Origin of the sequence: Streptomyces sp. NPDC052107 (assembly GCF_040680215.1) — a bacterium.
Lineage (GTDB): Bacteria > Actinomycetota > Actinomycetes > Streptomycetales > Streptomycetaceae > Streptomyces.
In genome coordinates this window covers 24,931-49,150 of the sequence record NZ_JBFAWG010000046.1, presented here as the reverse complement: position 1 = coordinate 49,150, position 24,220 = coordinate 24,931, and the positions used below count along the sequence as shown (strand labels likewise).

Below are 24,220 nucleotides of genomic sequence, written 5' to 3'. Positions count from 1 at the left end.
CGAGGCTAGGCGGGCGGACGTTGCAACCACGTTGCGCCACGGACCCGCCCCGCCGTCCGGCCGACCGGTGCCCTCAGCTCTGCCTCCAGCGTGGCGAGCCGCGACCGCACCGGCGCCGTCGGCCGCACCGCGGCCAGCGCCCGCCACACCTCGAGGTCGTCCTCGCCCCACGGCGCGTGCGCCCAGTCCGCCAGCAGGTCCGGGTCGCGGTGCGCGACGAGTGCTGTCCGCAGTTCGGCGGCGAGACGGTCCCGCAGCCGTACGATCGCCGGCGCCTGCGAACCGGGCAGCAGCGGACCGCTGTACGCCTCCACCGCCGCCGTGACCGCGCCCGCCCTGAGCCGCCGCTCCACCACGGTGACGTCCGACTCGACCGCGGCCGTCAGCCGGTACGGCCGCGAGGCGAGCAGGCCGGGACCCAACAGCCTGCGCAGCCGGGCCAGTTCGGCGCGCAGGGTCACCGGTGTCACCGACTCGTCCGCATACAGCGCGCACTGCAGCTCGTCACCGCTCAGCCCCTCGGGATGCCGGGCCAGCAGCACGAGGATCTCGCTGTGCCGACGGCTGAGCCGGATCCGGCTGCCGTCGAGTGCGAACTCGGCCTCGTCCCGGCCCAGCGCACCGAGCAGCGGTGTGTCCACCGCGCTCCCCGGTGGATCGAGTAGCGCGAGCTGCGCCTCGGCGGCCCGCGCCACCGCCTGCACGAACCCGAGGCTGTGCGGATGCGCCAGCCCGTCCCCGCCGGTGATGTCCACGGCGCCCAGGACCTGACCGGTGCGCGGATCGTGCACCGGTGCCGCCGCACACGTCCACGGCTGGACCCGGCGTATGAAGTGCTCCGCGGCGAACACCTGCACCGGCCGGTCCACAGCGACCGCGGTGCCCGGCGCGTTGGTGCCGACCGCGCTCTCCGACCAGCGCGCTCCGGGTACGAAGTTCATCCCGTCCGCACGGCGCCGGGTCGCCGGGTGTCCCTCGACCCACAGCAGCCTGCCGTGCGCGTCGCACACCGCCAGCAGATGCTCGCCGTCGGCGGCGAACGTGCCGAGGAGCTCCCGGAACAGCGGCATCACCCTCGCCAGCGGGTGCTCGGCTCGGTACGCGCCGAGGTCGCCGTCGGTCAGCTCCACGCTGGCCGTGCCGTCCGGCCCGACACCGGCCCGCGCGCTGCGCCGCCACGACTCCGCCACCACCGACCGCACCGGGCGCGGCACCGTGCCCGCCGTGGTGAACGTCTCGTGCGCCCGGCGCAGCACACGGACCCGTTCGGCGGGGTCGGCCCCCGGCTCCAGGGCCACCCACGGATCGGTCAAATCGGCCTCCCCGGACGGTGAAACAGTGACTTCGGTCCCGTGACCATCGTCTTCCGGCTAGGCGAAGTTGACCAGCCTCATGTAGCGGACCCAGTTCCAGTTCGGGCCGGGATCGGTGTGGTCGGTGCCGGGCACCTGGTAGTGGCCGATGATGTGCTCCCTGTCCTTCGGGATGCCGTACTTGTCGCAGATCGCCGCAGTGAGCTGCGCCGACTGCTCGTAGAGGGCGTTGGTGAAGTAGGACGGCTGGTCCACCCATCCTTCGTGCTCGATGCCGATGCTGCGGGTGTTGTAGTCCCAGTTGCCCGCGTGCCAGGCGATGTCGGTCTCGTGCACGCACTGGGCGACGTGCCCGTCCGCCGAGCGGACCAGATAGTGGGCGGACACTTTCTTCTGCGGGTTGCCGAAGATCGCCAGCGTGTTGGCGTACGTCTCCTGTGTGACGTGGACGATCACACGGTCGATGAGGTAGCCGCCGGGTCGGTCGGACGCGGTGTAGTTGGAGGGGCTCGCCGACTGCCACTCGGCGGGCGGGTAGTCGACGCTCCCGGACTGCGCGGCGGCGCGTGGGTCGGGGAGCAGCGCGTAGGGGACGGCGGCGAGCGCCGCACCCTTCAGCAGGCGTCGTCTGCTCAGGCTCGGCTCGCCCTGGCTCGCCGGCTGTACCGGCTCTCTTCGCCGTGCGGGTCCGGCCGGGTCCATGTCGATGTCCATGTTCATCGGCGGGTGCCTTTCGGGGTGTGGGGGGCGTCAGGAGTTGTGGGGGCAAGGCGGGGGTCAGGAGTTGTGGGGACGTGGCGGGTCTCAGGAGTTGTGGAGGTGCGGGGGCGTCACGAGTCGGGGGTCCGTCCATGGGGACGTGGCCGCTGTCAGCCCCGCAAAGACCGCGCGGTTTCCCGCAGCCGCGCGTGCACACCCCGGTATGTCTCGCGTGACGGCAGCCACTCCTTGCGGAGCTTGGCCACGCACGTGTAGTTCGTGTCGCACACGTTGGCCAACGGGGATTCGACCGCCTGGGTTGCGAATTGGTACGCGTCCGGCTCACTGAACCCGTAGTCGCGCGCCAGCCACTGCACCAGGTCCAGCTGGGATATCCGGAACGCGTCCTCCAGCGGGCGGGCCGAGCCGGTCGAGATGATGTGGGTGTCCGACTCCAGCCGGGGCCACGGCGTGGCGACGTCTTTGAGGAGTTCCACGACCACCACGGTGTTCATCGCGCACTCCACGGCCACGCCGCAGGTCTCGCCCTCGCCCTGCCGGGCGTGCCCGTCGCCGAGGCTGAGCAGGGCGCCCTCGACGTTGACGCCCAGATAGCAGGTGACGCCGGCCCGCATCTCGGGTGTGTCCATGTTCCCGCCGTGCGCGTCCGGCACCAGGGCCGAGCGCACTTCGAGATTGGCGGGGGCCACGCCCACCGTGCCGTGCATGGGGTCCATGGGCAGCTCCACCTCGATGTCGCTGTCCCGCGCCTGGAAGAGGGCGGTGCGCCGCGCGCGATCCAGCTGCCAGATCCAGACGCGTTCCGGCAGCGGGGGCTGCAGGGTGGCCGTGGTGTGCGTGGAGGTGAGCGCGCCGAAGAGCGGGACCGTCGTCGACGCCGCCCAGTCGCGGGCGGGTTCGACCGACACGAAGTGCACGGCCACGGTGTCGCCCGGCTCGGCGCCCTCGATGTGGAAGGGGCCGGTCTGCGGATTCAGGAACGGGAACTCGCAGACCTCGGAGACGAGGTCCTTCTCGGAGCGCACCCGCCCGGCGAAGCAGTCCTCGGTGTACAGATCGAGAACCGTGCCGGGCGCGATCCGCGCCACGGGCGGTGCGCCGCCGAACGTCCAGGCGTAGGCGTCCGGTTCCGGGCGCACGGTGAGGATCCGGGGGTCGGTCATCGTGGAGGTGGTCCCTTCTGACGGGAGCGGTCGTGGGAAGGGGGCTTGCGCAGGTCGGCGCAGTGGCTGTCCGCCCGGCGTCGGCGGGTCAGCGGGGCACGGTCCCGTCCTGCCGGGGAGCGGCCGGGGCGTATGCGTCGAGGTGCACCCGAGCGGTCTCGGCTATGCGCTCGGGGTGCCGCCGTATCAGCAGGAGCAGCACCGCCACACCGGCCGCCATCCAGACGCCGACGATCGGACCGGCGTAGGACACCGGGGCCGTCAGTTCGGTGACGAAGTCGAAGACTGGGAGGCCGGCGGCCGTCAGCAGGGCGGGGACGAAGGCCGCGATGCCGAGGACCGGGAACAGCAGATGCCGTACCGGCTTGACGGCGGCCCGGCCGGCCCGCAGGAAGTAGCCGGCGCAGGCGAGGTTCACGACGATGTAGACCCCGACGACGACCGTCACGATCACTGTGGCGAGCAGCAGGAACGCGGTCACGGGGTCGTAGCCGAAACCGAGTCCCAGGACCGCCCCGACCGCCACGAGGGTCTGCAGTGCGATACCGGCCACGGGGGAGCGGTGCCGCGGGTGGAGCGTGGCGAGCATGCGGGGTAGGACCCGGATACGGGCCAGGGCGAAGGCCGTACGGGTCGAGACGTTGGCGCACGCGTTGGCGTTGGCGATCGTGGAGTTGATCACCGCCAGGAAGACCAGCACCCAGAAGAGGCCGAAGGAGGCCCGGGCGACGCCGTCCCAGGAGGCCGCGCCCGAGGCACCGAACTTCGCGAAGCGGTCCGGGCCGAAGTAGACGGTCATCGCATACGTCGTGATCACATAGAACAGGCCGATGCCCAGGGCCGCGCCGAGGACCGCGCGGTGCATCGTCCGCCGGGGGTCGCGTGTCTCCTCGGCGAGCGGCGCCGCGGCCTCGAACCCCGCGAACGCCAGCACCGTGTACACGGACCCGGCGAACACACCGCTGATCCCGGCGTAACCCTCGGCGGTGTGCGAAGTGCCGAACACCGACAGGGTGTTGGCGTCGCCCGCCTTGCAGATGAGTAGGACCGCGAACACCAGGAAGACCAGGATCTCGAAGACGCCGAGGACGGTGCCGAAGCGGGCCGAGGCGCGGACCCCCAGGTAACCGGTGACGGCGATGACGGCGGCGCCCGCCAGGGACCACGGCCACCACAGGTCCGCCGGATACGAGGACCACTCCTCGTGCAGCGTGCCCGCCGCCGTGAAGCCCAACTGCAGAAGCAGCAGCGGTGGGACCAGCATCTCCACGAAGACGTAACCCCAGCCGACGAGGAACCCGACGGCGGGGTGCAGCCCCCGCGCCGCATACGTGGCCACCGAGCCCGCGGCGGGAAGCTCCCGGGCCAGCTCGGCCACGCAGGACGCGGTGAACAGACAGGCCACCAGGGCGATCAGCACCGCCAGCGGCAGGCTGCCGCCCGCGAAGGCGGCACCGGCCGGGATCGACGCGGCCACGGCGGCCGCCGGCGCCATCGCCGTGACGCTCTGGAACAACACCTCGCGCAGCCCGACGGCGTCGCGCCGCAGCGCCCCGGTCCTCTCCTCGTGCATGTGTGTCCCCCGATGCATGTCAGCCCACTGCCACCCGAACGCGTGTGAAACACCGTGAACCGTTCGGCACCCCGACAGCCTTGACGACCCGTCGGCTGTGCCTCGCGTGAATCACGGTACGGCGCGGGCGGGTTGGGCAGAAGACCGCACACCGCATCCGTGGAGAAGCCTCCACTTGTGGAAAACCGGGCCACCCGATCGGACGAACACCGGCAGCCGCGACGCCCTGATTCCGGGCGGCGCGGGAGTCCCTGACGGCTCGATCCGGGACGTCAGGAACGTTCCGCCACCACCGCCGGATCGTCCAGCACGCCCCGGACGACCGAGTGCGCCGCGCCCAGCAAGGGGCCCTCGGGGCCCAGCCGGGATACTCTCACCGGGCAGGGCGGGCCTGCCGTGCGGCTCGTCAGCTCCATCTCCAGTGACGGCAGCAGCCATGGGGAGAGGCCGGCCAGGGCGCCGCCCAGGACCACCGTCTCGGGATCGAGGAGGTTCACCGCCCCGGTGAGGGCGATGCCGAGCGCCGTACCGGCGTCCCGCAGGGCTGCCCGTACGCCTTCGTCGCCCTGCTCGGCGCGCCCCGCGAGCAGGCCCACCAGGTCCTCGCCCGGCTCCAGACCCGCCGCACGCAGCACCGCTTCCTCGCCCGCGTACTGCTCCAGGCAGCCCCGGCCGCCGCACGGACAGGGGGGTCCGTCCGGCCGCACCGGTACGTGGCCCAGCTCGCCCGCGAAGCCGCGGGTTCCGCGCAGCAGTCCGCCGTCCACGACGACCGCGGCGCCGATGCCGATCTCGGCCGACACGTGCAGGAAGTCACGCGGGGTGCCGTCACCGAGCCACAACTCGGCGAGCGCGCCGAAGTTGGCCTCGTTGTCCACGGTCAGCTGCCAGTCGCCGGGCAGCAGTGCGCCGAGGTCGGTGTCCTGCCAGTCGAGGTTCGGGGCGCGTACGACGGTACGGCCGTCCCGGGCCACGAGTCCGGGCACGGCGACCGCGAGCCCCGCGGGCCACAGCGCCTCGCGCTCCGCCTCCGCGACGACCCGGCGGACCAGCTCGGTCAGTTCCTCCACCACCGGTCCGGGTGCCCGGCCCCGGTTCGCTCCGTGCCGCACCGCCCGGGCCCGGACCACGCCGCGCAGATCGACCGCGCACACCGCGAGGTGGTCGACGCCGATCTCCGCCCCGATCCCGGCCGGTCCGCGGCCGCTCACCGCGAGCGCAGACCCGGGCCGGCCCACCCGGCCCGGCCGCTCCGGCCCCAGTTCCTCCAGCAAACCCCACCGGATGAGCTCGTCCACCAGCGTCGACACGGCCGCCCGCGTCAGCCCGATGCGCGAGGCGACCGCCGCCCGCGACAGCGAACCCTCCGCGCTGACGGCGTACAGCACGCGGGCCAGGTTGCGCCGGCGCATGCCCCGCTGGGTGTCCGGCAGGACGCGGCCGGCGCCCGGCGGACGGGCCTCGTGCAGGGGTGCGGTCATGCCTGAAGTCAGTCCTCGGTGTCTGTCGCCCGGCTCATGCGCGCGGCGTGGTCTGCGTCCCCCGCTCCAGCAGGGGGGCCGCGTCGGAGAGTACCCCGGTGATCCGTTCCAGCGTCTCCTGGTCCCGCTCCACGGCGTCCAGCACCGGCCCCGCGGCCGTGTTCCAGCGGCGGGCCACCGCGGCCGGGTCCTCGCCGGTCAGCAGGCCCGCGGCCTGTGCCGCGGCTCCGAGGGCGACCAGTTCCCGGGCCTCGGGGACCTGGACCGGCCGCCCGGACAGCCGCCGTACCGTCTGCTGCCAGGCCGTCCCCCGGGCCCCGCCGCCGATCAGCAGCAGCGGGGTGCTGCGGTCCGCGTCCTCGTCCAGGACCAGGTCGAGCGCGCCCAGCAGCGCGTGCACGGCGCCGTCGTACGCGGCCTGCAGCAGCTGCCCGGCGGTCGTGTCGTGGCGCAGGCCGTGCAGCAGCCCGGAGGCGTTCGGCAGGTTCGGGGTGCGCTCGCCGTCCAGGTACGGCAGCAGGGTCACGGCGCCGCCGCGCTCCACCGCATCGCGGTCCAGGCCCACCAGCGCCGCGACGCGGTCCACTGCGAGCGTGCAGTTCAGGGTGCAGGCCAGGGGAAGCCAGTCCCCGTGCGCGTCGGCGAACCCCGCCACCGTGCCGGTGGGATCGGCCGGGCGGTGTCTGGAGACGGCGTACACCGTGCCGGAGGTGCCGAGGCTGAGCACCGGGGTGCCGGGCCGCAGGCCGAGACCGAGTGCCGCCGCCGCGTTGTCGCCGGTGCCGGGGGCGACCAGCGTGCCCTTGGAGAACGGCAGGTCGTGGCTGTCGCGCACGGTGCCGGCCACCTCTCCCGGCCGCACCACCCGGGGCAGCAGCGCCGGGTCGAGACCTACGTGCGCCAGGGTCTCCGCGTCGTACGTCTCCGTGCCGGACGCCCACCAGCCGGTGCCGGACGCGTCGCCGCGGTCGGTGGTGCCCTGCCCGGTCAGGCGCTCGGTGAGGTAGTCGTGGGGGAGCCGTACCGCCTTGGTCGCACGGACCGACTCCGGCTCGTGCTCGGCCAGCCATGCCCACTTCGTGACCGTGAAGGACGCGCCGGGTACGCTGCCCGTGCGCTCCGCCCAGGCCTTCGGCCCGCCCAGTTCCTCCACCAGCCGGCGGGCCTGCGGCGCCGAGCGTACGTCGTTCCACAGCAGCGCAGGACGCACCGGCTCGCCCCGCTCGTCCAGGGTGACCAGGCCGTGCTGCTGGCCGCCGATCGACACCGCGGCCGCCTCGTGGGCCGCGTCACCGCACTGGCTGAGCGCCTCGCACACCGCGTCCCACCACTGACGCGGGTCACTCTCGCGGCCCGCGCCGGCGGACACGGTGTGCGGCGCCTGGCCGCTCGCCACCACCTGGCCGGTGGCCGCGTCGACGACCAGTGCCTTCGTGGACTGGGTGGATGTGTCCACGCCGACGACGAGCGGACCCTCGGCTGCTGACATCGGGCTCTCCCTTTTCCGCGACGTTCCGCGATTTCCGTGACTTTCGGCGACTCTGCGGGACAAAGACATCTTGTCTCTTCCCAGAGGCGCGAGCGCATACTAATTTGTAAACGGCCATGACGAAATAGTCGCAACGCAGCAAGGAGCCGCGGCATGAACTACCAGCCCACCCCCGAGGACAGGTTCACGTTCGGCCTGTGGACCGTCGGCTGGCAGGGAAGGGACCCGTTCGGCGACGCCACCCGCCGTGCCCTCGACCCGGTCGAGACGGTGCAGCGCCTGGCCGAGCTCGGCGCCCACGGCGTGACCTTCCACGATGACGACCTGATCCCGTTCGGGTCGTCGGAGACCGAGCGCGAGTCGCACATCAAGCGGTTCCGCCAGGCCCTGGACGCCACCGGCATGACCGTGCCGATGGCCACCACCAACCTGTTCACCCACCCGGTCTTCAAGGACGGCGCCTTCACCGCCAACGACCGCGACGTGCGCCGCTACGCGCTCCGCAAGACCATCCGCAACATCGACCTCGCCGTCGAGCTGGGCGCGAAGACATACGTCGCCTGGGGCGGCCGCGAGGGAGCGGAGTCCGGCGCCGCCAAGGACGTACGCGCCGCCCTGGACCGCATGAAGGAGGCCTTCGACCTGCTCGGGGAGTACGTCACCACCCAGGGCTACGACCTCCGCTTCGCCATCGAGCCCAAGCCGAACGAGCCGCGCGGCGACATCCTGCTGCCCACCGTCGGCCACGCGCTGGCCTTCATCGAGCGCCTGGAGCGCCCCGAGCTCTACGGCGTCAACCCCGAGGTGGGCCACGAGCAGATGGCCGGCCTGAACTTCCCGCACGGCATCGCGCAGGCCCTGTGGGCGGGCAAGCTGTTCCACATCGACCTCAACGGCCAGTCCGGCATCAAGTACGACCAGGACCTGCGGTTCGGCGCTGGTGACCTGCGGGCGGCGTTCTGGCTGGTCGACCTGCTGGAGATCGCCGGCTACGACGGCCCGCGCCACTTCGACTTCAAGCCGCCGCGGACCGAGGACCTCGACGGCGTGTGGGCCTCGGCGGCCGGCTGCATGCGCAACTACCTCATCCTCAAGGAGCGCGCCGCGGCCTTCCGCGCCGATCCGGAGGTGCAGGAGGCGCTGCGTGCCTCGCGCCTGGACCAGCTGACCCAGCCGACCGCGGCGGACGGCCTGCAGGCGCTGCTCGCGGACAGTTCGGCCTTCGAGGAGTTCGATGTCGCGGCCGTGGCCGCGCGTGGCATGGCGTTCGAGCGTCTCGACCAGCTCGCCATGGACCACCTGCTGGGCGCGCGCGGCTGAACGCACGGAGGGCCGGGGCGCGGCACGCGCGATCCCGGCCCTCCGTCACAGTCCACTTTCCGGACTGTCCGGTTGAGGAACGTCACAGTCCCTCGGGCAGCCGGACGTACACGACGGTCGTCTTGATCCCGCTGTCGACCAGCCGGCCCTGTGCGTCGAACGCGCCCGCACCGTCGGTCATCCCGAAGTCGTTGTCGTTGATCAAGGCGAGCGTGTCGCGGTCCACGCGCGCGATGCCCTCGATCTTCTGCTGCACGCCGTCGACCTTGTTCAGGTCGACCACGAGCCGCTTGGCCAGCACTGGCACGCCGGCGGTCGCCGGATCGTCCAGCTGCTCCAGCGACGGCGAGGTCGTGTCGTCGTCCCACGGGCCGCCCAGAATGCTCGACTTGCGCCCCAGCTGGACCAGTTGCAGCCGGGCCGCCTTGTCCGTGCGCTCCTCGACGAGCAGCCGGTCGCCGCCCACGGCCACCACCGAGGAGATCTTCAGTTCGGACGTGTCGTCCTCGCTCGGGTCGACCACGTTCACCGGGTCGAACCGGTAGGCGTATTCGGCGGTGACGGCCTTCTCGCGCGGCGAGAAGCGCAGCAGCCGGGTGGTGAGCGAGGCATCCCCGGCGTCCGCGTCCGGCAGCGACAGCGGGCTCTGCAGGGCCATCACCAGGTCACCGTCGGGAAGCTGCGCCAGCCCCTCGAAACCCCGGTTGATCTTGCGGTGCAGGAAGATCGACGGCAGCGCCTCGACCACCGGGTAGTTCGCGCCCGTCAGGCCGAGCCCCTTGGGCACGTACCGGGTGAGCACCTTCCCGTGCGCGGAGACGTGGATCAGCGAGGGGCCGTACTCGTCGACGAGCCAGAACGTACCGTCGGCGGCGCGCACGATGCCCTCGGTGTCGAGGCCGTTCGGGTCGTACGAGAGCGGCGTCTTCGCGTCATAGGTGTACGGCGCCTCGTCGCGGCTCTGCTGGTCGGGCAGCCCGGTGACGGCCTTCCCGGAGGAGGTGGTGAGCGGGATCGCGTCGATGACCTGGACTTCGTCTCCGCAGACCCGGATCTTCACGATCGCGGGGTCGAATCCCGGCACCGGGAAGGTGCGGCGCTTCTTGCCGTCCACCTTGATCTGCCCGTTGGGGCCGCGGTCGGTCACCGTCCAGTACTCGCCCTTGCGGCCCGCCGGGTAGATGTCACTGCCGATGCCGCCGAGCTGCACCCCGTGGTCGTCGTCGACGCTGCCGGGCAGCAGCGCGTTGCTGAACGTGCCGAGCGGGATCTCGCCGAGCGTCGCCGTGCGGATGACGCGGGCGTCCCGGGACGGCGCCGCCGTGGCCGTTCCCGCGGCCACGAGAGCGGCCGCCAGGGCCAGGGGCAGGCGCGTGGTGACGGAACGTTGGACGCGGCGCCGGCCGGCATCGTGCGGGGACATCGGGCCTCCTGAAAAGGACAAGTTCGTTGACAGCGGCCAGATTTGGGCCCCGTGAGGAACGCTGTACAACCGCGGCGTGAACAGCCGGCATCGGCCGTTCATCGGATCGCGGCGGTTTCCGTGATGACGAGTCCTCAGAAACCGTGTCGGTCCTCCGCCTCGGTGCCGAGCCGTGCCGTCGCGAGTGCCGTCTCCGGCTCACGGTCCGGGCCGCCCGCAGGAACCCACCGACCGGCTTCGTCGCGATACGGCCACCAGCGGCCGTCCCGGCCGAGGCGCAGCTGGATTCCCTCGCCCGGGACCGTCCACCGATTGCCGCTTGTGTCGAACGGCGGCCGCTCGTCCTGCTCCCAGGCCGCTTCGAGTGCCGCACGCGCGCGTGCGAGCGGCACGCCCTCCACCTGCCACTCCTCGTCGAGCACCGTCAGCGCCGTCACGCCCCCGGCACGCCAGGCGCGGACAGCCGTGGCCAGCCCCTCGCGACCACGGCCCGACCGCTGCGCGAGCCGCTCGGTGACAGCGCCGGAGGGCGCTCCGCACGCGAGCCGCAGGGCGTCCTGAGCGGACGTCAGAGCAGTGCCATCCCAAGGCTCCGAGCGGAGCATCTCCGCAAGGAGCCGGTACGCCTCCGCCGCGGTGCGGCCCGCGAGGTGCTCCAGCGCCAACGGGTCGATACCGGGCGCCGGTGCCGTCCCGGCGGCGAGGGACGGCGGCGTGCCCGGCGTCCGCGGGAGACCCGGCAGTTCGGGCAGCGGAGGAAGGATGTCCCCGGCCGCCCACGCCTCCGCCGCGTCCACGCCGCCGACGGCGGACGTGGAGGGTTCCGAGCGGGGCGCCGTACTGCGCACATGCAGCTCCGTCAGGAACGCCGCCTTCGCGCGTCCGCGCAGCAGCAGAAGCAGAAACGGATCCTCGTCCAGCAGCCGCGCCACCTGGTGACACAGCGCGGCGGTGTGCCCGCAGTGGTCCCATGTCCCGCAGTCGCACGCGGGCTCCAGATCGCCCAGGCCCGGCAGAAGCTCGATTCCGCCGACCGCGGCGTCCTCGATCAGATGCGGCGGCAGCTCGCCGTCGAGGAGCGCGGCCATGTGCCCGGCCTGCTCCACGGCCATGTCCAGGAACCGTCCCCACTCCTCCTCGGACAGTTCCGGCACCAGGACGTCGGCCCGGTGGGCCGCGCCTCCGCGGTCGCATACGACGGCGGTGACCCGGCCCGGCCGCACGGTCACCGCGCCCACTCCGCCCGCCCGGGCGAGCCGGCGGCCGGCCTTGACCGCCGCCGCGTCCAGGGCGGTGTCCTCCAGGGCCCGCAGCCATGCGCGGCCCCACCAGCTCTGCGCGAACCAGCGCCCGCGTGCGGGCGGCAGTGCGGCGAACGTGCGCCCCGCCTCATTGTCTTGCCCGTGCTCGTCGTAGCGGCTCATCGTGCCTCCCCGCGCAGTTCCACCAGTGCGGCCAGTTCCGCGTCACCCAGTTCCGTCAGCGCTGTCTCGCCGGTTCCGAGCACCGCGTCCGCCAACTCCCGCTTGCGCCCGAGCAGATCCGCGATGCGGTCCTCCAGGGTTCCCTCGGCGATCAGCCGGTGGACCTGCACCGGGCGGGTCTGCCCGATGCGGTACGCGCGGTCCGTGGCCTGGGCCTCGACCGCCGGATTCCACCAGCGGTCGTAGTGCACGACATGCTCGGCGCGGGTGAGGTTCAGGCCCGTCCCGGCGGCCTTCAAGGACAGCAGGAACACCGGTACCTCGCCGTCCTGGAAACGCCGTACCAGCTCCTCGCGCGCGGTGACCGGAGTGCCGCCGTGCAGGAGCAGCGACGGCACCCCACGGGCCGTCAGGTGCCGTTCGAGCAGCCGGGCCATACGGACGTACTGGGTGAAGACGAGCACACCCGAACCCTCCGCGAGCATGGTGCCGAGAAGTTCGTCGAGCAGCTCCAGCTTCCCCGAGCGCCCCGCGAGCCGGGGTTCGTCCTCCTTGAGGAACTGCGCGGGGTGATTGCAGATCTGCTTCAGGCCGGTCAGCAACTGCACGATGAGGCCGCGGCGGGCCATGGCGTCGGCCGCCGCGATCCGGTCGAGCGTCTCGCGGACCAACGCCTCGTACAGCCCTGCCTGTTCAGCGGTGAGGGCCACCGGGTGATCGCTCTCGGTCTTGGGCGGAAGCTCCGGGGCGATACCGGGGTCCGACTTGCGCCTGCGCAGCAGGAACGGACGGACGAGCCTCGCGAGCCGCTGTGCGGCGGCCGGGTCGAGTCCGCCCTCGACCGGCTGCGCATAGCGCGCGCGGAACGTGCCCAGGCGGCCGAGCAGGCCGGGAGTCGTCCAGTCCAGGATGGCCCACAGTTCGGTGAGGTTGTTCTCCACCGGGGTGCCGGTGAGCGCCACGCGCGCGTGTGCCCCGATGGAACGCAGCGCCCGCGCGGTGGCCGAGTAGGGGTTCTTCACGTGCTGCGCCTCGTCTGCCACCACCATGCCCCAGGGCAGCGCGGCGAGCCGCTCGGCGTCCAGGCGCATCGTGCCGTACGTCGTCAGGACGAACTCCCCGTCCGCGACGGCAGCGAGAGCGCGTCCGGGACCGTGGAACCTGCGCACCGGCACACCGGGAGCGAACCGCTCGATCTCGCGCTGCCAGTTGCCGAGCAGGGAGGCCGGGCAGACGACGAGCGTGGGACCGGCGGTCGAGGCGTCCGTCTGCCGGTGCAGATGCAGCGCGATCAGCGTGACGGTCTTGCCGAGGCCCATGTCGTCGGCCAGACAGCCGCCCAGGCCCAGGGACGTCATGCCGGCGAGCCAGTCGAGTCCGCGGAGTTGATAGTCGCGCAGGGTGGCGGCCAGTCCGGGCGGCTGCCCGACAGTACGTGCCGTACCGGTGTCCGTGAGCCGTTCCCGGAGCCGGTCCAGCCATCCGGAGGACCGCACGTCCACCGGGTGGCCGTCGACCTCCACCGAGCCCGTCAGGGCGGCGGCCAGCGCCTCGACGGGGGCGAGGACGTGGTCCTTCCGGGTCCGGGCACGGTGTGCCTGTTGCGGGTCGACCAGGACCCACCCGTCGTGCAGCCGCACCAGGGGGCGCTTGGCCTCCGCGAGCCGGTCCAGCTCCTCCCGGGACAGCTCCCGTCCGCCCAGCGCGAACCACCGGCTGAAGGAGACCTCGGCGTCCGGCGAGAGCAGAGACGCGGGCGCCGCCGCGTCCCGCGGGCCGGCCGCGCCGTCGTCCGGCGGGCCGACGGTCGCATGCATCGTGAGGTCGTGCGCCAGTTCCTTCGGCCAGTGCACGTCGACTCCCACCGCGACCAGGGACCGTGCGCCCTCGCCCAGCAACTCGGCGATCTCGTCGTCATCGAGGTCGACGGCGTCGGGTACGCCGGCGGAGAGCAGCGGGGTCAACGGCGGCCAGGCGTGGGCGGCGCGGCGCAGCGCCAGCAACGCGTCGGCACGCGCGCGTGGACCGACCGATTCGTGTACGTCTCCCGTGCCGGTCCACAGGCCGGCGGCATCGAGGACGTCCGCCGCTCCGCTCACGCCGTGCACCTGCAGCACCGCACGGAACCGGACGGGGGCGTCGTCCTGCTGCGTGTCGTCGAGCCCGGGGACCTCCACGCGCAGCGACAACCGCACGCCCGCGTCATGACCGGCGGCGATCTCGTCGGCCCACGCCCGCAGTGCGGGCAGCCGCTGCGGCTCCGGCGCCGCGTACGCGGGGCCACCGGTCACAGCCTCGGCCGCGGGCGAGCGCGGGAGCACGTCGGCGACCGCGTCCAGGAAAGCGCGCAGCAGCCGCTCCGGGTCCGGGAGACGGGGCTGCCCCCGGACTGCGAGCGGCACCGCATGGGCCTGTGGGGGCATGGCGGCCGCGAGTTCGCGGACCAGCTCCGCGTCCCGAGCGGACAGCGGGCCCACTCGCCAGGCGTCGTGATCGCCGGGGGAGAGCCCCGGCAGCAGCAGGCCGCGCGCCAGGAAATGCAGGGCCAGGTGGCAGGCGGCGCCCCAGAAGGTGGCCGAGCGATGCCCTTGGCGCAGTACACGCGCGCGTGTGAGCAGCGGCAGGGCGCGCTGCACGGGCAGCAGGAGCGCGGGCGTGCGGACCGGCTCGACGACGCCGTCCGCCGTGCGCAGCACGATGTCCAGTTCCGTCGGGGAGTCGTCGATGCCGCCGGGACCGGCTACGGCGGGAGGAGCCTCGCCGTCCGGTCGCCAGAATGCGATCCGGCCGGTGCGCGCCGGGTCGGACGGCAGGAATGCCGCGCAGCAGCGGGCCAGTTCGGAGAGCTCGGAGGGTGGTGCCGTGGGAATGGTCTGCACAGCTCTGGCGCACTCCTCAAATTTGACTACCTGGGGTTGAAGTCGCCGAGAGTACAGCACGCCGAAGGAAGCCCCGGCATACTGCCCTCGTGATCCGGGGCATTTCACAATCTGTTCGAGTGGCGGCCAGCGATCGTGGCACTCGCGGGCACGGCATGATGGGGAACTCTCCCGACCAGGAGCACGATGGGGAGTGGAGTGCTATCACGGTCCTGTTCCGGCGCGGATGAGGCCGCGCGTCGATCCGCAAGGGCAGCGAGTCTCATCCAGTAGGGGGTGGGTCTCAGGGATGTCTCAGGGGCGAGCTCAGGAACCGCGGGGAGTGGGGGGCCGTTCTCAGAGCAGAGAGCGGCAGTGGCCGCGAAGGAGGCGACGCACATGTCCAACAACGCGAAGATCGCCGTCGGGGGTGTGGCGATCGGGCTGATCCTGCTGATCTGGCTGCCCTGGTGGGTGGCGTTCCTGATCGTGGTCGGGGTTCCGGTGGCCGCGTATCTGGCGCTGGACCCCTCACAGCGGCGCAGGCTCCGCCGGGTCACGCGCAAAGAACTCGGCCGCTGACGGTACCGCCGGCGCCGCGGATGGATCCGGCTCCTGAGAGGCGAGAGCCGCAGGCTTCCCGGCGGCGGACGCCGCTGGGGGGCGCGCGGAGGTGACTGCGGGGGCCGGAGGGGCCTCTGGGGCGCGCCCAGGCCTCGTGGCGGCACCTGGCCCTCGCGGCAGGGCTGGGTGCTGGCCTGGGGGTCTCGCACTCGCACCGCGCGGGGCCACCAGGACTCAGCACCGGCTGTACGGCTGTGGCGGAGCGCGGTGGGCTGGGAGGCGGTTCCGGCCGCGCCGAGTCCTCGCGTAGGCCGTGCGGTCGTCGTCCGGCCTCGGGTTCCCGGGTGGGCCGTGTGGGCGTGGTCCGGCCTGGGGTTCCCGGGTGGGCGGTGCGGTCGTGGCTCGACCTCGGACCGTGGGTGGGCGGTGCGGTCGTCGTCTGGCCTCGGGTGGCGGCGGGTCCGCGGTCGTCCGGCCGCGATGGCGAGCTTGCCTCCGCTTGCCCGTCGAACGGCGACCGGACCCGCGTCCGCCAACATGCGGCAGGCCGTGAGAGGGCCCGGCATCCGACGGCGGGCCGGAGGGGTGCCCCGCGTCGCATGCCGGCCCCGCCGTCCGGTCTCAGATGGGCCGTACGGCCATCTTGTCGAGTGCCTCCAGCAGGCCCGGCAGCTCGGGGCCCCGGCCCACCGGCAGGACCTCGCCGGGCTCCTCGTCGAGCAGGACGAAGGCGATGTCGTCGGTGCGGGCCACGATCGACCAGCCGGGGCCGTCGGCGCGCAACGTACGGGCGTCACCGGGGGCGAACGACGAGCGGACCCGGCCGAGCGGCGGCGGCGACTCGACGTAGGCGCGTGCCTCCGCGAGCACCCGCCTGATCCCCTGGTGGCGCGGCACGCCCTGCCCGCTCTCCGGCGACGACTCCTCGGCCTTCTCGGGCTCGCCCGGCTTCGCCTGCTCGTCCGGCTTCTCCTGCCCGTCCAGCACGGAGAATTCCTCGTCCTTGAGCTGCTCCCGCCATGCCGCCCACTGCAGGGCTATCTCGTCGGCGCCCAGGCGGCGCTGGGCCGGACCCCAGGAGCTGGTGTCCGGCGGGCTCAGCGCGGGCCGGTCCGCCGCCTCGGGGTCGGGGTCGTGCGGGGCGGGGACACCGGGAGCCGCGACGGCGACGGCCAGCGGCCAGCCCGGCAGGGCGGCCACGACCGCTCGCTCGTCCGGGGACAGCTCGTACTCCATGCCGCAGTCCCAGGACGCGATCGCCACGGCGACCAGCGAGACGTCGTCGATCACGACCGTCCAGCGCGCACCGTCTCCGTCCTGGCCCAGCACCAGGCCGTACCCGTCGGCGAGCGGCGCGAGTCCCAGCGCCGCACACGCCTCCGGATAGTCGTCGCCCAGCACGCTCGGAAACTGTGCCGGCGTCAGCAGCACCGCCGTCAGTACGTACAGCGCATCGTCCGCGGCGGCGACGGCCTCATCGTCGGCTCCGGCCATCCCTGCCTCCCAGTGGTTCGTCCATCGGCGCGCACCCTAGTGCGAGCGGAAGCCGCTTGTCACGACTGCTCACACCACGCGGAGCTGCAGGTTTCCGCCTGGACGGGGGCGAAACGACCACGGCGGACCGGAAGCTTCCGATCAGCCCGTGGGCAGCCCGAGGAGATGACGGGCCACCGCCGCGGGCGACTCGTCGCGCTCCCGGGCCAGCGCGACGACGGCCCGGCAGGCGAGTTCGCTCACCCCGAACGACAGCGCCTCCGGCGACACCCAGGCCGCCGCCTCCTCGATCCGGTCCTGGTCGTCCTCCGCGCGCGCCACGACATAAGTGGCCGCCGCTTCGAACAAGTTGTGCGCACGTCTCTCCCGAGTGCTCACCGGCTGCGCGTGCGTGGAGGTGCGGAGTCTGGCGGCGTACTTGCGTATCTGGCCGAACACGCGGACCACCCTCCCCCCGATTGGGGTCGTCGTCGATCGTTCATCTGCTGTCATTCAACGTAGAGTTGTACTTTCCGCGGCAGAAGGGGGACGACGTCGTGAAGCGCTTCGAGCGGCTCGGGCAGATCCGCCGGCTGGATCCCGTGGCGGACGCCCTGGAGATCTATCGGCTCAGTGCGGCGTTCGAGTTCCCCTGGGACTACACCCGCGCCCTGGAGCTGGCCCTGTACCGCACGTACGCGGTGCCCAGCATCGGGCGGCTGCTCGCGCGGACGGCGGAGCTGACCGAGCGCACGCAGAAGCGGTACGACGACACCGCTCTGCTCCTCGACACCATGGTCGAGCACGGTTTCGCCTCGGAAGAGGGCCGTACCGCGATCCGCCGCATCAATCAGATGCACCGTAGCTACGACATCAGCGACGACGACATGCGGTATGTGCTGAGCACCTTCGTCGTGATGCCGAGGCGCTGGATCGACGCCTACGGCTGGCGGCGGCTGTCGCGGCACGAGATCGTCGCCACCACCGAGTACTACCGCGCCCTCGGCCGGCACATGGGAATTCCCGGCATCCCCGAGACGTACGAGGAGTTCGAGGTGCTCCTCGACGCATACGAGGAGGAGCACTTCGGCTGGGACGAGCAGTCCCGGCGGGTCTCGGACGCCACACTCGACCTGATGGCGTCCTGGTACCCGCGTCCGCTGGCGCCGTTGCTGCGCACCGCGACACTCGCTCTGCTCGACGAGCCGCTGCTGCGCGCCTTCCGTTACGCTCCGCCCGGCGCGGCCACCTCGGCGTTCGTGCGTCGGGCCGTACGCACGCGTGGCCGGCTCGTCCGGCTGCTGCCGCCGCGCCGTGCCCCGCACTTCGCACGGCGGAACTGGGAGATCAAGAGCTATCCGGACGGCTACCGGGTGGCGGACCTGGGCACCCGCCCGGTTCCCGGGCTGCGCGGCTGCCCGGTGCGGCGCCGGGACGGCTCAGCGCCCGACGTCGTCGAGTGAGGCGAGGGTGTCGCGCAGCCAGGCCAGTTCGGCCCGGCTCGTGGCACGCGCGATGGTGAGGACACCGCGCCGGAACGGGTCGTCCAGCTCCTCGGCGCGCAGTGGACGGTCGCCGTCGTAGAAGAAACTCGCGGGCTCCTCCAGAAAGGCCAGCCGACGTCGCAGTACGGCCGCCTGGGCGGCGGGATCCTCCAGGTGCCGCAGGAACGCGAGCAGCGTGAACCACTGGTTCTCGTCGGTGATCTCGCGCTGCGCGGGCTCGGCGAGCCGGCGCCTGAGCTCACGCCTGCCCTCCTCGGTCAGCCTCAGTACGTGGCGCGGTGCGGCCACGGCGCCCGGCTCGGTGGCCCGGACCAGCAGCCCCGCTTTCTCCAGCCGCTTGATCGCTGGGTACAGCGTGCTTTCGGCAATGGGCCGGACGTGGCCGGTGAGGGCCGCGATGTGCCGGCGCAGGACGTAGCCGTGCAGCGGGGCGTCGTAGAGGAAACCGAGGATGGCGAGTTCGAGCACGGTCGCATTCTCGCCCGGGGCGCTGTACCTCGCCAACCCGATACTTCCTTGCCGCCATACATCGATAGCGAGGTATATCGGAACGTCGGAGGACGCCAGGGAGGGCAATGTGAAGCAGGCCGTGTTCGACGGTGAGGGCAGTTGGATCCGCTGGACCGAGGCACCGGGGGCGGAGCCCGCGCGGGTGTATCTGCACGGGCTCGGCTCGATGTCCGCCGTCTATCACGCGCACATCGCGGCCCGTGCCGAACTCGCGGGCCAGCGCAGCCTGTTCGCGGATCTGCCGGGACACGGCCTCAGCGACCGGCCCGGGACGTTCGGCTACACGCTGGAGGAGCACGCCGACGCGGTGGCGGTCGTGCTCGACCAAGCCCGCGTCAGCGGCGCCGAGTTGATCGGGCACAGCATGGGCGGTGCCGTGGCCGTCGTGCTCGCCCACCGGCGGCCCGACCTCGCCTCCCGGCTGGTCCTCACAGAGGCCAACCTGGACGCCTTCCCGCCGCTCACGGCCGCCAGCAGCGGGATCGCCGCCTATGAGGAGGACGACTTCGTGGACGAGCAGCACGCGCGCGTGCTGCAGACCGTCGGTCCGCTGTGGGCGGCCACCATGCGGCTGGCCGACCCGCGCGCCCTGCACCGCAGCGCCGTCGGCCTCCGCCGGGGCTCGGAGCCGGTGATGCGCACGATCCTGGAAAAGTTGCCCGTCGAGCGGGTCTATCTCCAGGGTGAGCTGAGCGGCGAACTGGCGGGCCGGGAGGGCCTGGAAGCCGCCGGGGTGCGCGTGGCGACGGTGCCGGGCGCCGGGCGCGACGTCATGTTCGACAACCCCGACGCTTTCGCGGCGGCCGTCGCCGGAACGGACTGACCCGCCCCGGCTGTCACTGCTACGACGTTCAGTCCCCGCGCCGGCGCACCGCGAGCGCGAGGAAACGGGCGTCCTCGTCGACGTACGTCGTCATGTTCCACCCCGAGCGGTGCAGCAGCGGACCGAGGTTGGTCTCGGCGCGCAGGTCATCGGGGGTGATCCGCCGGCCCTGACGTGCCGCCAGAGCCGCACGACCGATGGGATGGAGCAGCGCGAGCACGCCGCCGGGCCGTACCACCCGGACCAGCTCCCGCAAGTTCTTCTCCGGGTGCGGCAGATGGGCGATCAGGCCGGCCGCGAACACGGCGTCCAGCGAGCCGGACCGCAGCGGCAGCGCGGCGACGTCCGCGAGCAGCAGGCGCGCGTTCCGGTCGCGGCCCGCCCGCACCGCGGCCTCGAGCATCGCAGGCGTCAGATCGGCGCCCAACACCATACCGGACGCGCCCACGGCGGCCCGCAGCGGCGGCAGGGCGCGCCCCGTGCCGCAGCCCGCGTCCAGCACGCGGTCGCCCGGCCGCAGGCCGAGATCGGCGACCGCCGCGGCGTAGGCGGGACCGTCGTCGGGGAACCGGCTGTCCCAGTCGGCCGCACGGGCGGTGAAGAAATCCTGCACGTGTGTGTGGTCGTCGCTCATGTTCCGCATGATTCCTCACCGTCACGGGGGATACATAGGCGCACACGTTCGGGCCGGACCCGATCGTTCCGTCGCATCTGCGTGTCATATTCCAACACCTTTCGAAATGCGCCCCCTTTGTGCGACCGTGCCCCCCTAGCGTCCCTTGGCCATGGGACACCTGGACCACGCCGCCTTCGGCTGGCTGACCCCCGTACTGTCGTACGTCATGGCCTGCATAGGCGCCGCGCTCGGACTGCGCTGTACCGTCCGCGCGCTCGGCACCACCGGCCGCTCGCGCCGCAATTGGCTCATCACCGCGGCCTCCGCGATCGGGACGGGCATCTGGACCATGCACTTCGTGGCCATGCTCGGCTTCCGCGTCAGCGGCACCGACATTCGCTACAACGTGCCGCTGACCATGCTCAGCCTTCTCGTCGCCATGGTCGTCGTCTGTGCCGGCGTCTTCGCCGTCGGTTACAGCCGCGACCGCACCCGGGCGCTTTTCATCGGCGGCCTCACCACCGGGGTGGGCGTCGCGAGCATGCATTACCTGGGCATGGCCGCGGTGCGGCTGCACGGCGACGTCAGGTACGACCCCGTCCTCGTCGGAGTGTCGGTGCTGATCGCCGTCGTGGCGGCGACCGCGGCCCTGTGGGCCGGGCTCAACATCAAGTCGCCCCTCGCGGTCACCGTCGCCTCCCTCGTCATGGGAGCGGCCGTCAGCAGCATGCACTACACCGGGATGTTCGCGGTGAGCGTGCATGTGAACCCCTCCAGCGAGACCCTGCCCGGGGCCACGGCGATGCAGTTCATCTTCCCCCTCGCCGTCGGCCTCGGGTCCTACCTGTTCATCACCTCGGCCTTCGTCGCCCTCTCGCCCACGGCCGACGAGCGAAAGGCGTCCGCCTCCGCCCAGCGGCCCGTCGAGAGCATCGCCCGCTAGCGGGAGCCCGGCCCGAGCGCCCCGACCCACGTTCCGAGCGAGGAGGCCATGCGCCCACCCCGTACCACCCCGAAAGCCGGCACTGCCGCGCATCCGCCGCGCGGCCGCCGCGCACACGCCGGACCACCCGCGGCAGAGGAGGCCGACCGCCCGCTCGGCACACCGGCCAAGGCACGCGCGCGTGGCAACCGCCGGCATCTGCGCCCCCGCACCGTGCGCGCCAAGGTGGTCAGCCTGCTGATGGTGCCGGTCGTCTCCCTGCTCGCCCTGTGGGCGTACGCCACCGTCACCACCGCCCAGGACGTGGCCCGGCTGCGGCAGTCCCAGCGGGTAGACGCCGAACTGCGCAGCCCGGTGGCCGCGGCCGTCACCGCCCTCCAGGCCGAGCGCACCGCAGCCGTGCGTTACGCCACCGCGGGCACGGGCGACGGCACCGACCTGCGAAGCCTGGCCGCCCGCACCGACCGGGCGGTGGCCAAGCTGCGGCTCGGCGGCAACAACACCGTCGCCGACAGCCAGGAACTGCCCGCCGCTGTCTCCGAGCGCCTCGACGCCTTCGTCACCGGTGCCGAGCACCTGCGCACCCTGCGCACGGCCGTACTCGACCGCAAGGCCGGCTGGGACACGGTGTACGCGCAGTACACGAAGAGCATCGACGCGGCCTTCACCGTGGACGGCGCCCTCACCGGCATCCAGCGGGACGACGTCGGCTCGGACGCGCGCGTGCTGCTCGAATTCAGCCGGGCGGCCGAGGCGCTGGCCCAGGAGGACACCCTGCTCGGCGGTGCGCGGACTGCCGGTCAGCTGCAGGGCGAGCGGCTACGGCTGTTCGGCGCCGCAGTCGCCGCGCGCCGTACCCTCACCGAGGCCGCCGTCGCCGATCTGCCCGCCGCCCAGCGCGCCGCCTGGCAGGAGCTGGCCGACAGCGACACCTACACCGCTCTCGGAACCACTGAGGACAAGATCATCGCCGCCGGGCCCGGCGGCAAGCCGGCCGACGCGGCACCGCAGGCCGCCTGGAACGCCGCCCACGCGCGCGTGCAGGACCGCATGCAGGGCATCGCGGCGGACACGGGCCGCGCCGTCGCGGGCCGGGCCGACCCGTACACCCGAGGCCTGCTCAGCCCCGCGGGCGCAGCCGTGCTCCTCGGCCTGGCCGCCGTCGCCGCCTCGCTCGTCATCTCGGTCCGCATCGGACGCGGTCTCGTGGTCGAACTCGTGAGCCTGCGCAACGACGCCCTGGAGATCGCCCGCCGCAAACTCCCCGAAGCGATGCGCAGACTGCGCGCGGGCGAGGAGATCGACATCCAGGCGGAGGCGCCCGCCGGACCACCCGCCGAGGACGAGACGGGGCAGGTCTCGGAAGCGCTGACCATCGTCCACCGCGCCGCCCTGCGCGCCGCCGTGGAACGCGCCGAACTAGCCAGCGGCATCTCCGGCGTCTTCGTCAACCTGGCCCGTCGCAGCCAGGTACTGGTCCACCGCCAGCTCAGTCTCCTGGACAGCATGGAGCGCCGTTCGGACGACCCCGACGAACTGAGCGACCTGTTCCGTCTGGACCACCTCACCACACGGATGCGGCGGCACGCCGAGAGCCTGATCATCCTCTCCGGCGCCGCACCCGGCCGGGCCTGGCGCATGCCGGTGTCCCTGACCAACGTCGTACGGGCCGCCGTGTCGGAAGTCGAGGACTACGCGCGTGTGGAGGTGCGTCAGCTCCCCGAGGCCCATGTCATCGGCACCGCCGTCGCCGACCTCACCCACCTGCTCGCCGAACTCGTCGAGAACGCCGCCCAGTTCTCGCCGCCCCACACGCGCGTACGCGTCACCGGTGAACCCGTCGGCAACGGCTACGCCCTGGAGATCGAGGACCGGGGACTCGGCATGGGCGCCGAGACCCTCGCGGAGGCCAATCGCCGCATCGAACAGTCCGAGGCCCTCGACCTGTTCGACAGCGACCGGCTCGGGCTCTTCGTCGTCAGCCGGCTCGCCTCCCGGCACGACGTCAAGGTACATCTGCGGACCTCCCCCTACGGAGGCACCACCGCGGTCGTCCTGCTGCCCACCGCCCTGCTGCACGGCGGCGCGGTGGAACGTTCCTCCCACCAAGGTGAGCAACCCCGGCAGGAGCCGGAACGCGAGTACGCGCGCGTGCCCGACACAAGTTCACGTCAAGAGGCCGTCGCCGCACGCCCGGACCGGCCCGCCCTCGCGGCCACCGCTCCCGCCCCGCGAGGCGCCGCCGACGAGCCGGGCCCGCGCGGAAACGGCGACGAAACACCACCCCCCGGAGTCACCGCCTTGAGGCTGCACCGACCGCCGAACGACTCCGAGAGCACCGATGACCTCCCACGCCGTGTGCGCCAGGCCAGCCTCGCACCCCAGCTCCGGCATCAGCGTCCCGAAGCGCCCGCGCCCGAGACCGCACGGCACAGCGACGAACGGCGCACCCCCGAACTGGTACGGGACCGCATGGCCGCCTACCGCGACGGCTGGGCTCGCGGCGGCGGCAGACAGCCCGGGCGCGGTGCCGCCCCGGAACCCGAAACGGGCAGTGACAGCAGCGAAGGAGACCCGGCATGATCCAGGACCCGAACGCGAGTGCCGGCCAGCGCTCCGGCGAACTGGACTGGTTGCTCGACGACCTGGTGATGCGCGTGAGCGAGGTACGGCACGCCGTCGTGCTCTCCAACGACGGACTGGCCGTCGGCGCCTCCACCGCCCTCGCGCGGGAGGACGCCGAGCACCTCGCCGCCGTGGCCTCCGGTTTCAACAGCCTCGCCAAGGGCGCGGGACGGCACTTCGGAGCGGGCGGCGTGCGGCAGACCATGGTCGAGATGGACGACGCGTTCCTCTTCGTGGCCGCCGCCGGTGACGGTTCCTGCCTCGCCGTGCTCACCGCGGTCAGCGCCGACATCGGGTTGGTCGCCTACGAGATGGCACGCCTGGTCAAAAGGGTCGGCGAGCACCTGTACACGCCGCCGCGGGTCGCCGCGCAGCCGCCCGCAGCCGGATGACCCGG

At 72.6% G+C, this 24,220-nt stretch carries 20 protein-coding genes; 7 read left to right on the top strand and 13 right to left on the bottom strand.

Annotated elements, in window-relative coordinates; genetic code table 11:
* Positions 1–5 precede the first annotated feature (5 nt).
* The 6 genes from AB0M27_RS32625 to xylB all read right to left on the bottom strand — a co-directional run bounded on the left by AB0M27_RS32625 (position 6) and on the right by xylB (position 7,739).
* On the bottom strand, positions 6–1,313 hold the full coding sequence (locus AB0M27_RS32625) for a GAF domain-containing protein (RefSeq protein WP_365727107.1): 1,308 nt from the start codon (positions 1,311–1,313) through the stop codon (positions 6–8).
* A 57-nt stretch (positions 1,314–1,370) separates the two neighbouring features.
* Positions 1,371–2,015 (bottom strand): N-acetylmuramoyl-L-alanine amidase, encoded by a 645-nt coding sequence (locus AB0M27_RS32620; protein ID WP_365727121.1) that lies wholly within the window; start codon positions 2,013–2,015, stop codon positions 1,371–1,373.
* Between the two features lie 167 nt (positions 2,016–2,182).
* On the bottom strand, positions 2,183–3,196 hold the full coding sequence (locus tag AB0M27_RS32615; RefSeq protein WP_365727105.1) for an acetamidase/formamidase family protein: 1,014 nt from the start codon (positions 3,194–3,196) through the stop codon (positions 2,183–2,185).
* Between the two features lie 88 nt (positions 3,197–3,284).
* Complete coding sequence (locus AB0M27_RS32610; RefSeq protein WP_365727103.1) at positions 3,285–4,769, bottom strand: APC family permease; 1,485 nt, start codon at positions 4,767–4,769, stop codon at positions 3,285–3,287.
* A 272-nt stretch (positions 4,770–5,041) separates the two neighbouring features.
* Positions 5,042–6,250, bottom strand: coding sequence for an ROK family transcriptional regulator (locus AB0M27_RS32605; protein ID WP_365727101.1), 1,209 nt, complete (start codon positions 6,248–6,250; stop codon positions 5,042–5,044).
* A 34-nt stretch (positions 6,251–6,284) separates the two neighbouring features.
* Positions 6,285–7,739 (bottom strand): xylulokinase, encoded by a 1,455-nt coding sequence (gene xylB / locus AB0M27_RS32600; RefSeq protein ID WP_365727100.1) that lies wholly within the window; start codon positions 7,737–7,739, stop codon positions 6,285–6,287.
* A 153-nt stretch (positions 7,740–7,892) separates the two neighbouring features.
* Here xylB and xylA point away from each other — a divergent pair, with 153 nt between their 5' ends.
* Positions 7,893–9,059 carry a xylose isomerase gene (gene xylA / locus AB0M27_RS32595; protein WP_365727098.1) on the top strand — a complete coding sequence of 389 codons (1,167 nt, stop codon included), beginning with the start codon at positions 7,893–7,895 and terminating at the stop codon, positions 9,057–9,059.
* A gap of 82 nt (positions 9,060–9,141) precedes the next feature.
* On the opposite strand, the gene AB0M27_RS32590 is transcribed toward xylA, so the two are convergent.
* From AB0M27_RS32590 to AB0M27_RS32580, 3 genes are all read right to left on the bottom strand, one after another.
* Positions 9,142–10,482 carry an esterase-like activity of phytase family protein gene (locus tag AB0M27_RS32590; protein WP_365727096.1) on the bottom strand — a complete coding sequence of 447 codons (1,341 nt, stop codon included), beginning with the start codon at positions 10,480–10,482 and terminating at the stop codon, positions 9,142–9,144.
* 134 nt (positions 10,483–10,616) lie between these two features.
* A complete protein-coding gene (locus AB0M27_RS32585; protein WP_365727094.1) occupies positions 10,617–11,906 on the bottom strand; it encodes an SWF or SNF family helicase in 1,290 nt (429 codons plus the stop codon).
* A complete protein-coding gene (locus tag AB0M27_RS32580; RefSeq protein ID WP_365727092.1) occupies positions 11,903–14,785 on the bottom strand; it encodes a DEAD/DEAH box helicase in 2,883 nt (960 codons plus the stop codon). Before AB0M27_RS32580 ends, AB0M27_RS32585 begins: the two co-directional genes overlap by 4 nt.
* A gap of 378 nt (positions 14,786–15,163) precedes the next feature.
* Here AB0M27_RS32580 and AB0M27_RS32575 point away from each other — a divergent pair, with 378 nt between their 5' ends.
* On the top strand, positions 15,164–15,346 hold the full coding sequence (locus AB0M27_RS32575; protein WP_365727091.1) for a hypothetical protein: 183 nt from the start codon (positions 15,164–15,166) through the stop codon (positions 15,344–15,346).
* A gap of 603 nt (positions 15,347–15,949) precedes the next feature.
* On the opposite strand, the gene AB0M27_RS32570 is transcribed toward AB0M27_RS32575, so the two are convergent.
* Both AB0M27_RS32570 and AB0M27_RS32565 read right to left on the bottom strand, forming a co-directional pair.
* The gene (locus AB0M27_RS32570) at positions 15,950–16,822 is read right to left on the bottom strand and encodes a hypothetical protein (protein WP_365727089.1); all 873 of its coding nucleotides are present in this window, start codon (positions 16,820–16,822) and stop codon (positions 15,950–15,952) included.
* 141 nt (positions 16,823–16,963) lie between these two features.
* Positions 16,964–17,260, bottom strand: coding sequence for a hypothetical protein (locus tag AB0M27_RS32565; RefSeq protein WP_365727088.1), 297 nt, complete (start codon positions 17,258–17,260; stop codon positions 16,964–16,966).
* A gap of 98 nt (positions 17,261–17,358) precedes the next feature.
* Here AB0M27_RS32565 and AB0M27_RS32560 point away from each other — a divergent pair, with 98 nt between their 5' ends.
* Positions 17,359–18,264: an oxygenase MpaB family protein gene (locus AB0M27_RS32560; protein ID WP_365727086.1), complete on the top strand. Its 906-nt coding sequence runs from the start codon at positions 17,359–17,361 to the stop codon at positions 18,262–18,264.
* Here AB0M27_RS32560 and AB0M27_RS32555 read toward each other — a convergent pair.
* Complete coding sequence (locus tag AB0M27_RS32555; RefSeq protein WP_365727084.1) at positions 18,241–18,774, bottom strand: PadR family transcriptional regulator; 534 nt, start codon at positions 18,772–18,774, stop codon at positions 18,241–18,243. The genes AB0M27_RS32560 and AB0M27_RS32555 overlap by 24 nt on opposite strands.
* Positions 18,775–18,883: 109 nt before the next feature.
* Here AB0M27_RS32555 and AB0M27_RS32550 point away from each other — a divergent pair, with 109 nt between their 5' ends.
* The gene (locus AB0M27_RS32550; RefSeq protein ID WP_365727082.1) at positions 18,884–19,639 is read left to right on the top strand and encodes an alpha/beta hydrolase; all 756 of its coding nucleotides are present in this window, start codon (positions 18,884–18,886) and stop codon (positions 19,637–19,639) included.
* A gap of 28 nt (positions 19,640–19,667) precedes the next feature.
* On the opposite strand, the gene AB0M27_RS32545 is transcribed toward AB0M27_RS32550, so the two are convergent.
* Positions 19,668–20,273: a methyltransferase domain-containing protein gene (locus AB0M27_RS32545; RefSeq protein ID WP_365727081.1), complete on the bottom strand. Its 606-nt coding sequence runs from the start codon at positions 20,271–20,273 to the stop codon at positions 19,668–19,670.
* Positions 20,274–20,424: 151 nt separating this feature from the next.
* On the opposite strand from AB0M27_RS32545, the gene AB0M27_RS32540 reads away from it, so the two are divergent.
* Genes AB0M27_RS32540 through AB0M27_RS32530 form a run of 3 tightly spaced genes read left to right on the top strand, consistent with a single transcriptional unit; the run spans position 20,425 to position 24,215 of the window.
* A complete protein-coding gene (locus AB0M27_RS32540; RefSeq protein WP_365727080.1) occupies positions 20,425–21,198 on the top strand; it encodes an MHYT domain-containing protein in 774 nt (257 codons plus the stop codon).
* Positions 21,199–21,246: 48 nt separating this feature from the next.
* Positions 21,247–23,781, top strand: a complete 2,535-nt coding sequence (locus tag AB0M27_RS32535) for a nitrate- and nitrite sensing domain-containing protein (protein ID WP_365727078.1) — start codon at positions 21,247–21,249, stop codon at positions 23,779–23,781.
* Positions 23,778–24,215 carry a roadblock/LC7 domain-containing protein gene (locus AB0M27_RS32530; protein ID WP_365727077.1) on the top strand — a complete coding sequence of 146 codons (438 nt, stop codon included), beginning with the start codon at positions 23,778–23,780 and terminating at the stop codon, positions 24,213–24,215. Before AB0M27_RS32535 ends, AB0M27_RS32530 begins: the two co-directional genes overlap by 4 nt.
* Positions 24,216–24,220: the final 5 nt, after the last annotated feature.

Excerpts from the sequence above, each read along its gene's own strand:
- AB0M27_RS32585 (WP_365727094.1), bottom strand. The coding sequence starts at position 11,906 with ATGAGCCGCTACGACGAGCACGGGCAAGACAATGAGGCGGGGCGCACG.
- xylA (WP_365727098.1), top strand. The coding sequence starts at position 7,893 with ATGAACTACCAGCCCACCCCCGAGGACAGGTTCACGTTCGGCCTGTGG.
- AB0M27_RS32530 (WP_365727077.1), top strand. The coding sequence starts at position 23,778 with ATGATCCAGGACCCGAACGCGAGTGCCGGCCAGCGCTCCGGCGAACTG.
- AB0M27_RS32590 (WP_365727096.1), bottom strand. The coding sequence starts at position 10,482 with ATGTCCCCGCACGATGCCGGCCGGCGCCGCGTCCAACGTTCCGTCACC.
- AB0M27_RS32610 (WP_365727103.1), bottom strand. The coding sequence starts at position 4,769 with ATGCACGAGGAGAGGACCGGGGCGCTGCGGCGCGACGCCGTCGGGCTG.
- AB0M27_RS32605 (WP_365727101.1), bottom strand. The coding sequence starts at position 6,250 with ATGACCGCACCCCTGCACGAGGCCCGTCCGCCGGGCGCCGGCCGCGTC.
- xylB (WP_365727100.1), bottom strand. The coding sequence starts at position 7,739 with ATGTCAGCAGCCGAGGGTCCGCTCGTCGTCGGCGTGGACACATCCACC.
- AB0M27_RS32540 (WP_365727080.1), top strand. The coding sequence starts at position 20,425 with ATGGGACACCTGGACCACGCCGCCTTCGGCTGGCTGACCCCCGTACTG.
- AB0M27_RS32545 (WP_365727081.1), bottom strand. The coding sequence starts at position 20,273 with ATGAGCGACGACCACACACACGTGCAGGATTTCTTCACCGCCCGTGCG.
- AB0M27_RS32535 (WP_365727078.1), top strand. The coding sequence starts at position 21,247 with ATGCGCCCACCCCGTACCACCCCGAAAGCCGGCACTGCCGCGCATCCG.
- AB0M27_RS32620 (WP_365727121.1), bottom strand. The coding sequence starts at position 2,015 with ATGGACCCGGCCGGACCCGCACGGCGAAGAGAGCCGGTACAGCCGGCG.
- AB0M27_RS32615 (WP_365727105.1), bottom strand. The coding sequence starts at position 3,196 with ATGACCGACCCCCGGATCCTCACCGTGCGCCCGGAACCGGACGCCTAC.
- AB0M27_RS32570 (WP_365727089.1), bottom strand. The coding sequence starts at position 16,822 with ATGGCCGGAGCCGACGATGAGGCCGTCGCCGCCGCGGACGATGCGCTG.
- AB0M27_RS32575 (WP_365727091.1), top strand. The coding sequence starts at position 15,164 with ATGTCCAACAACGCGAAGATCGCCGTCGGGGGTGTGGCGATCGGGCTG.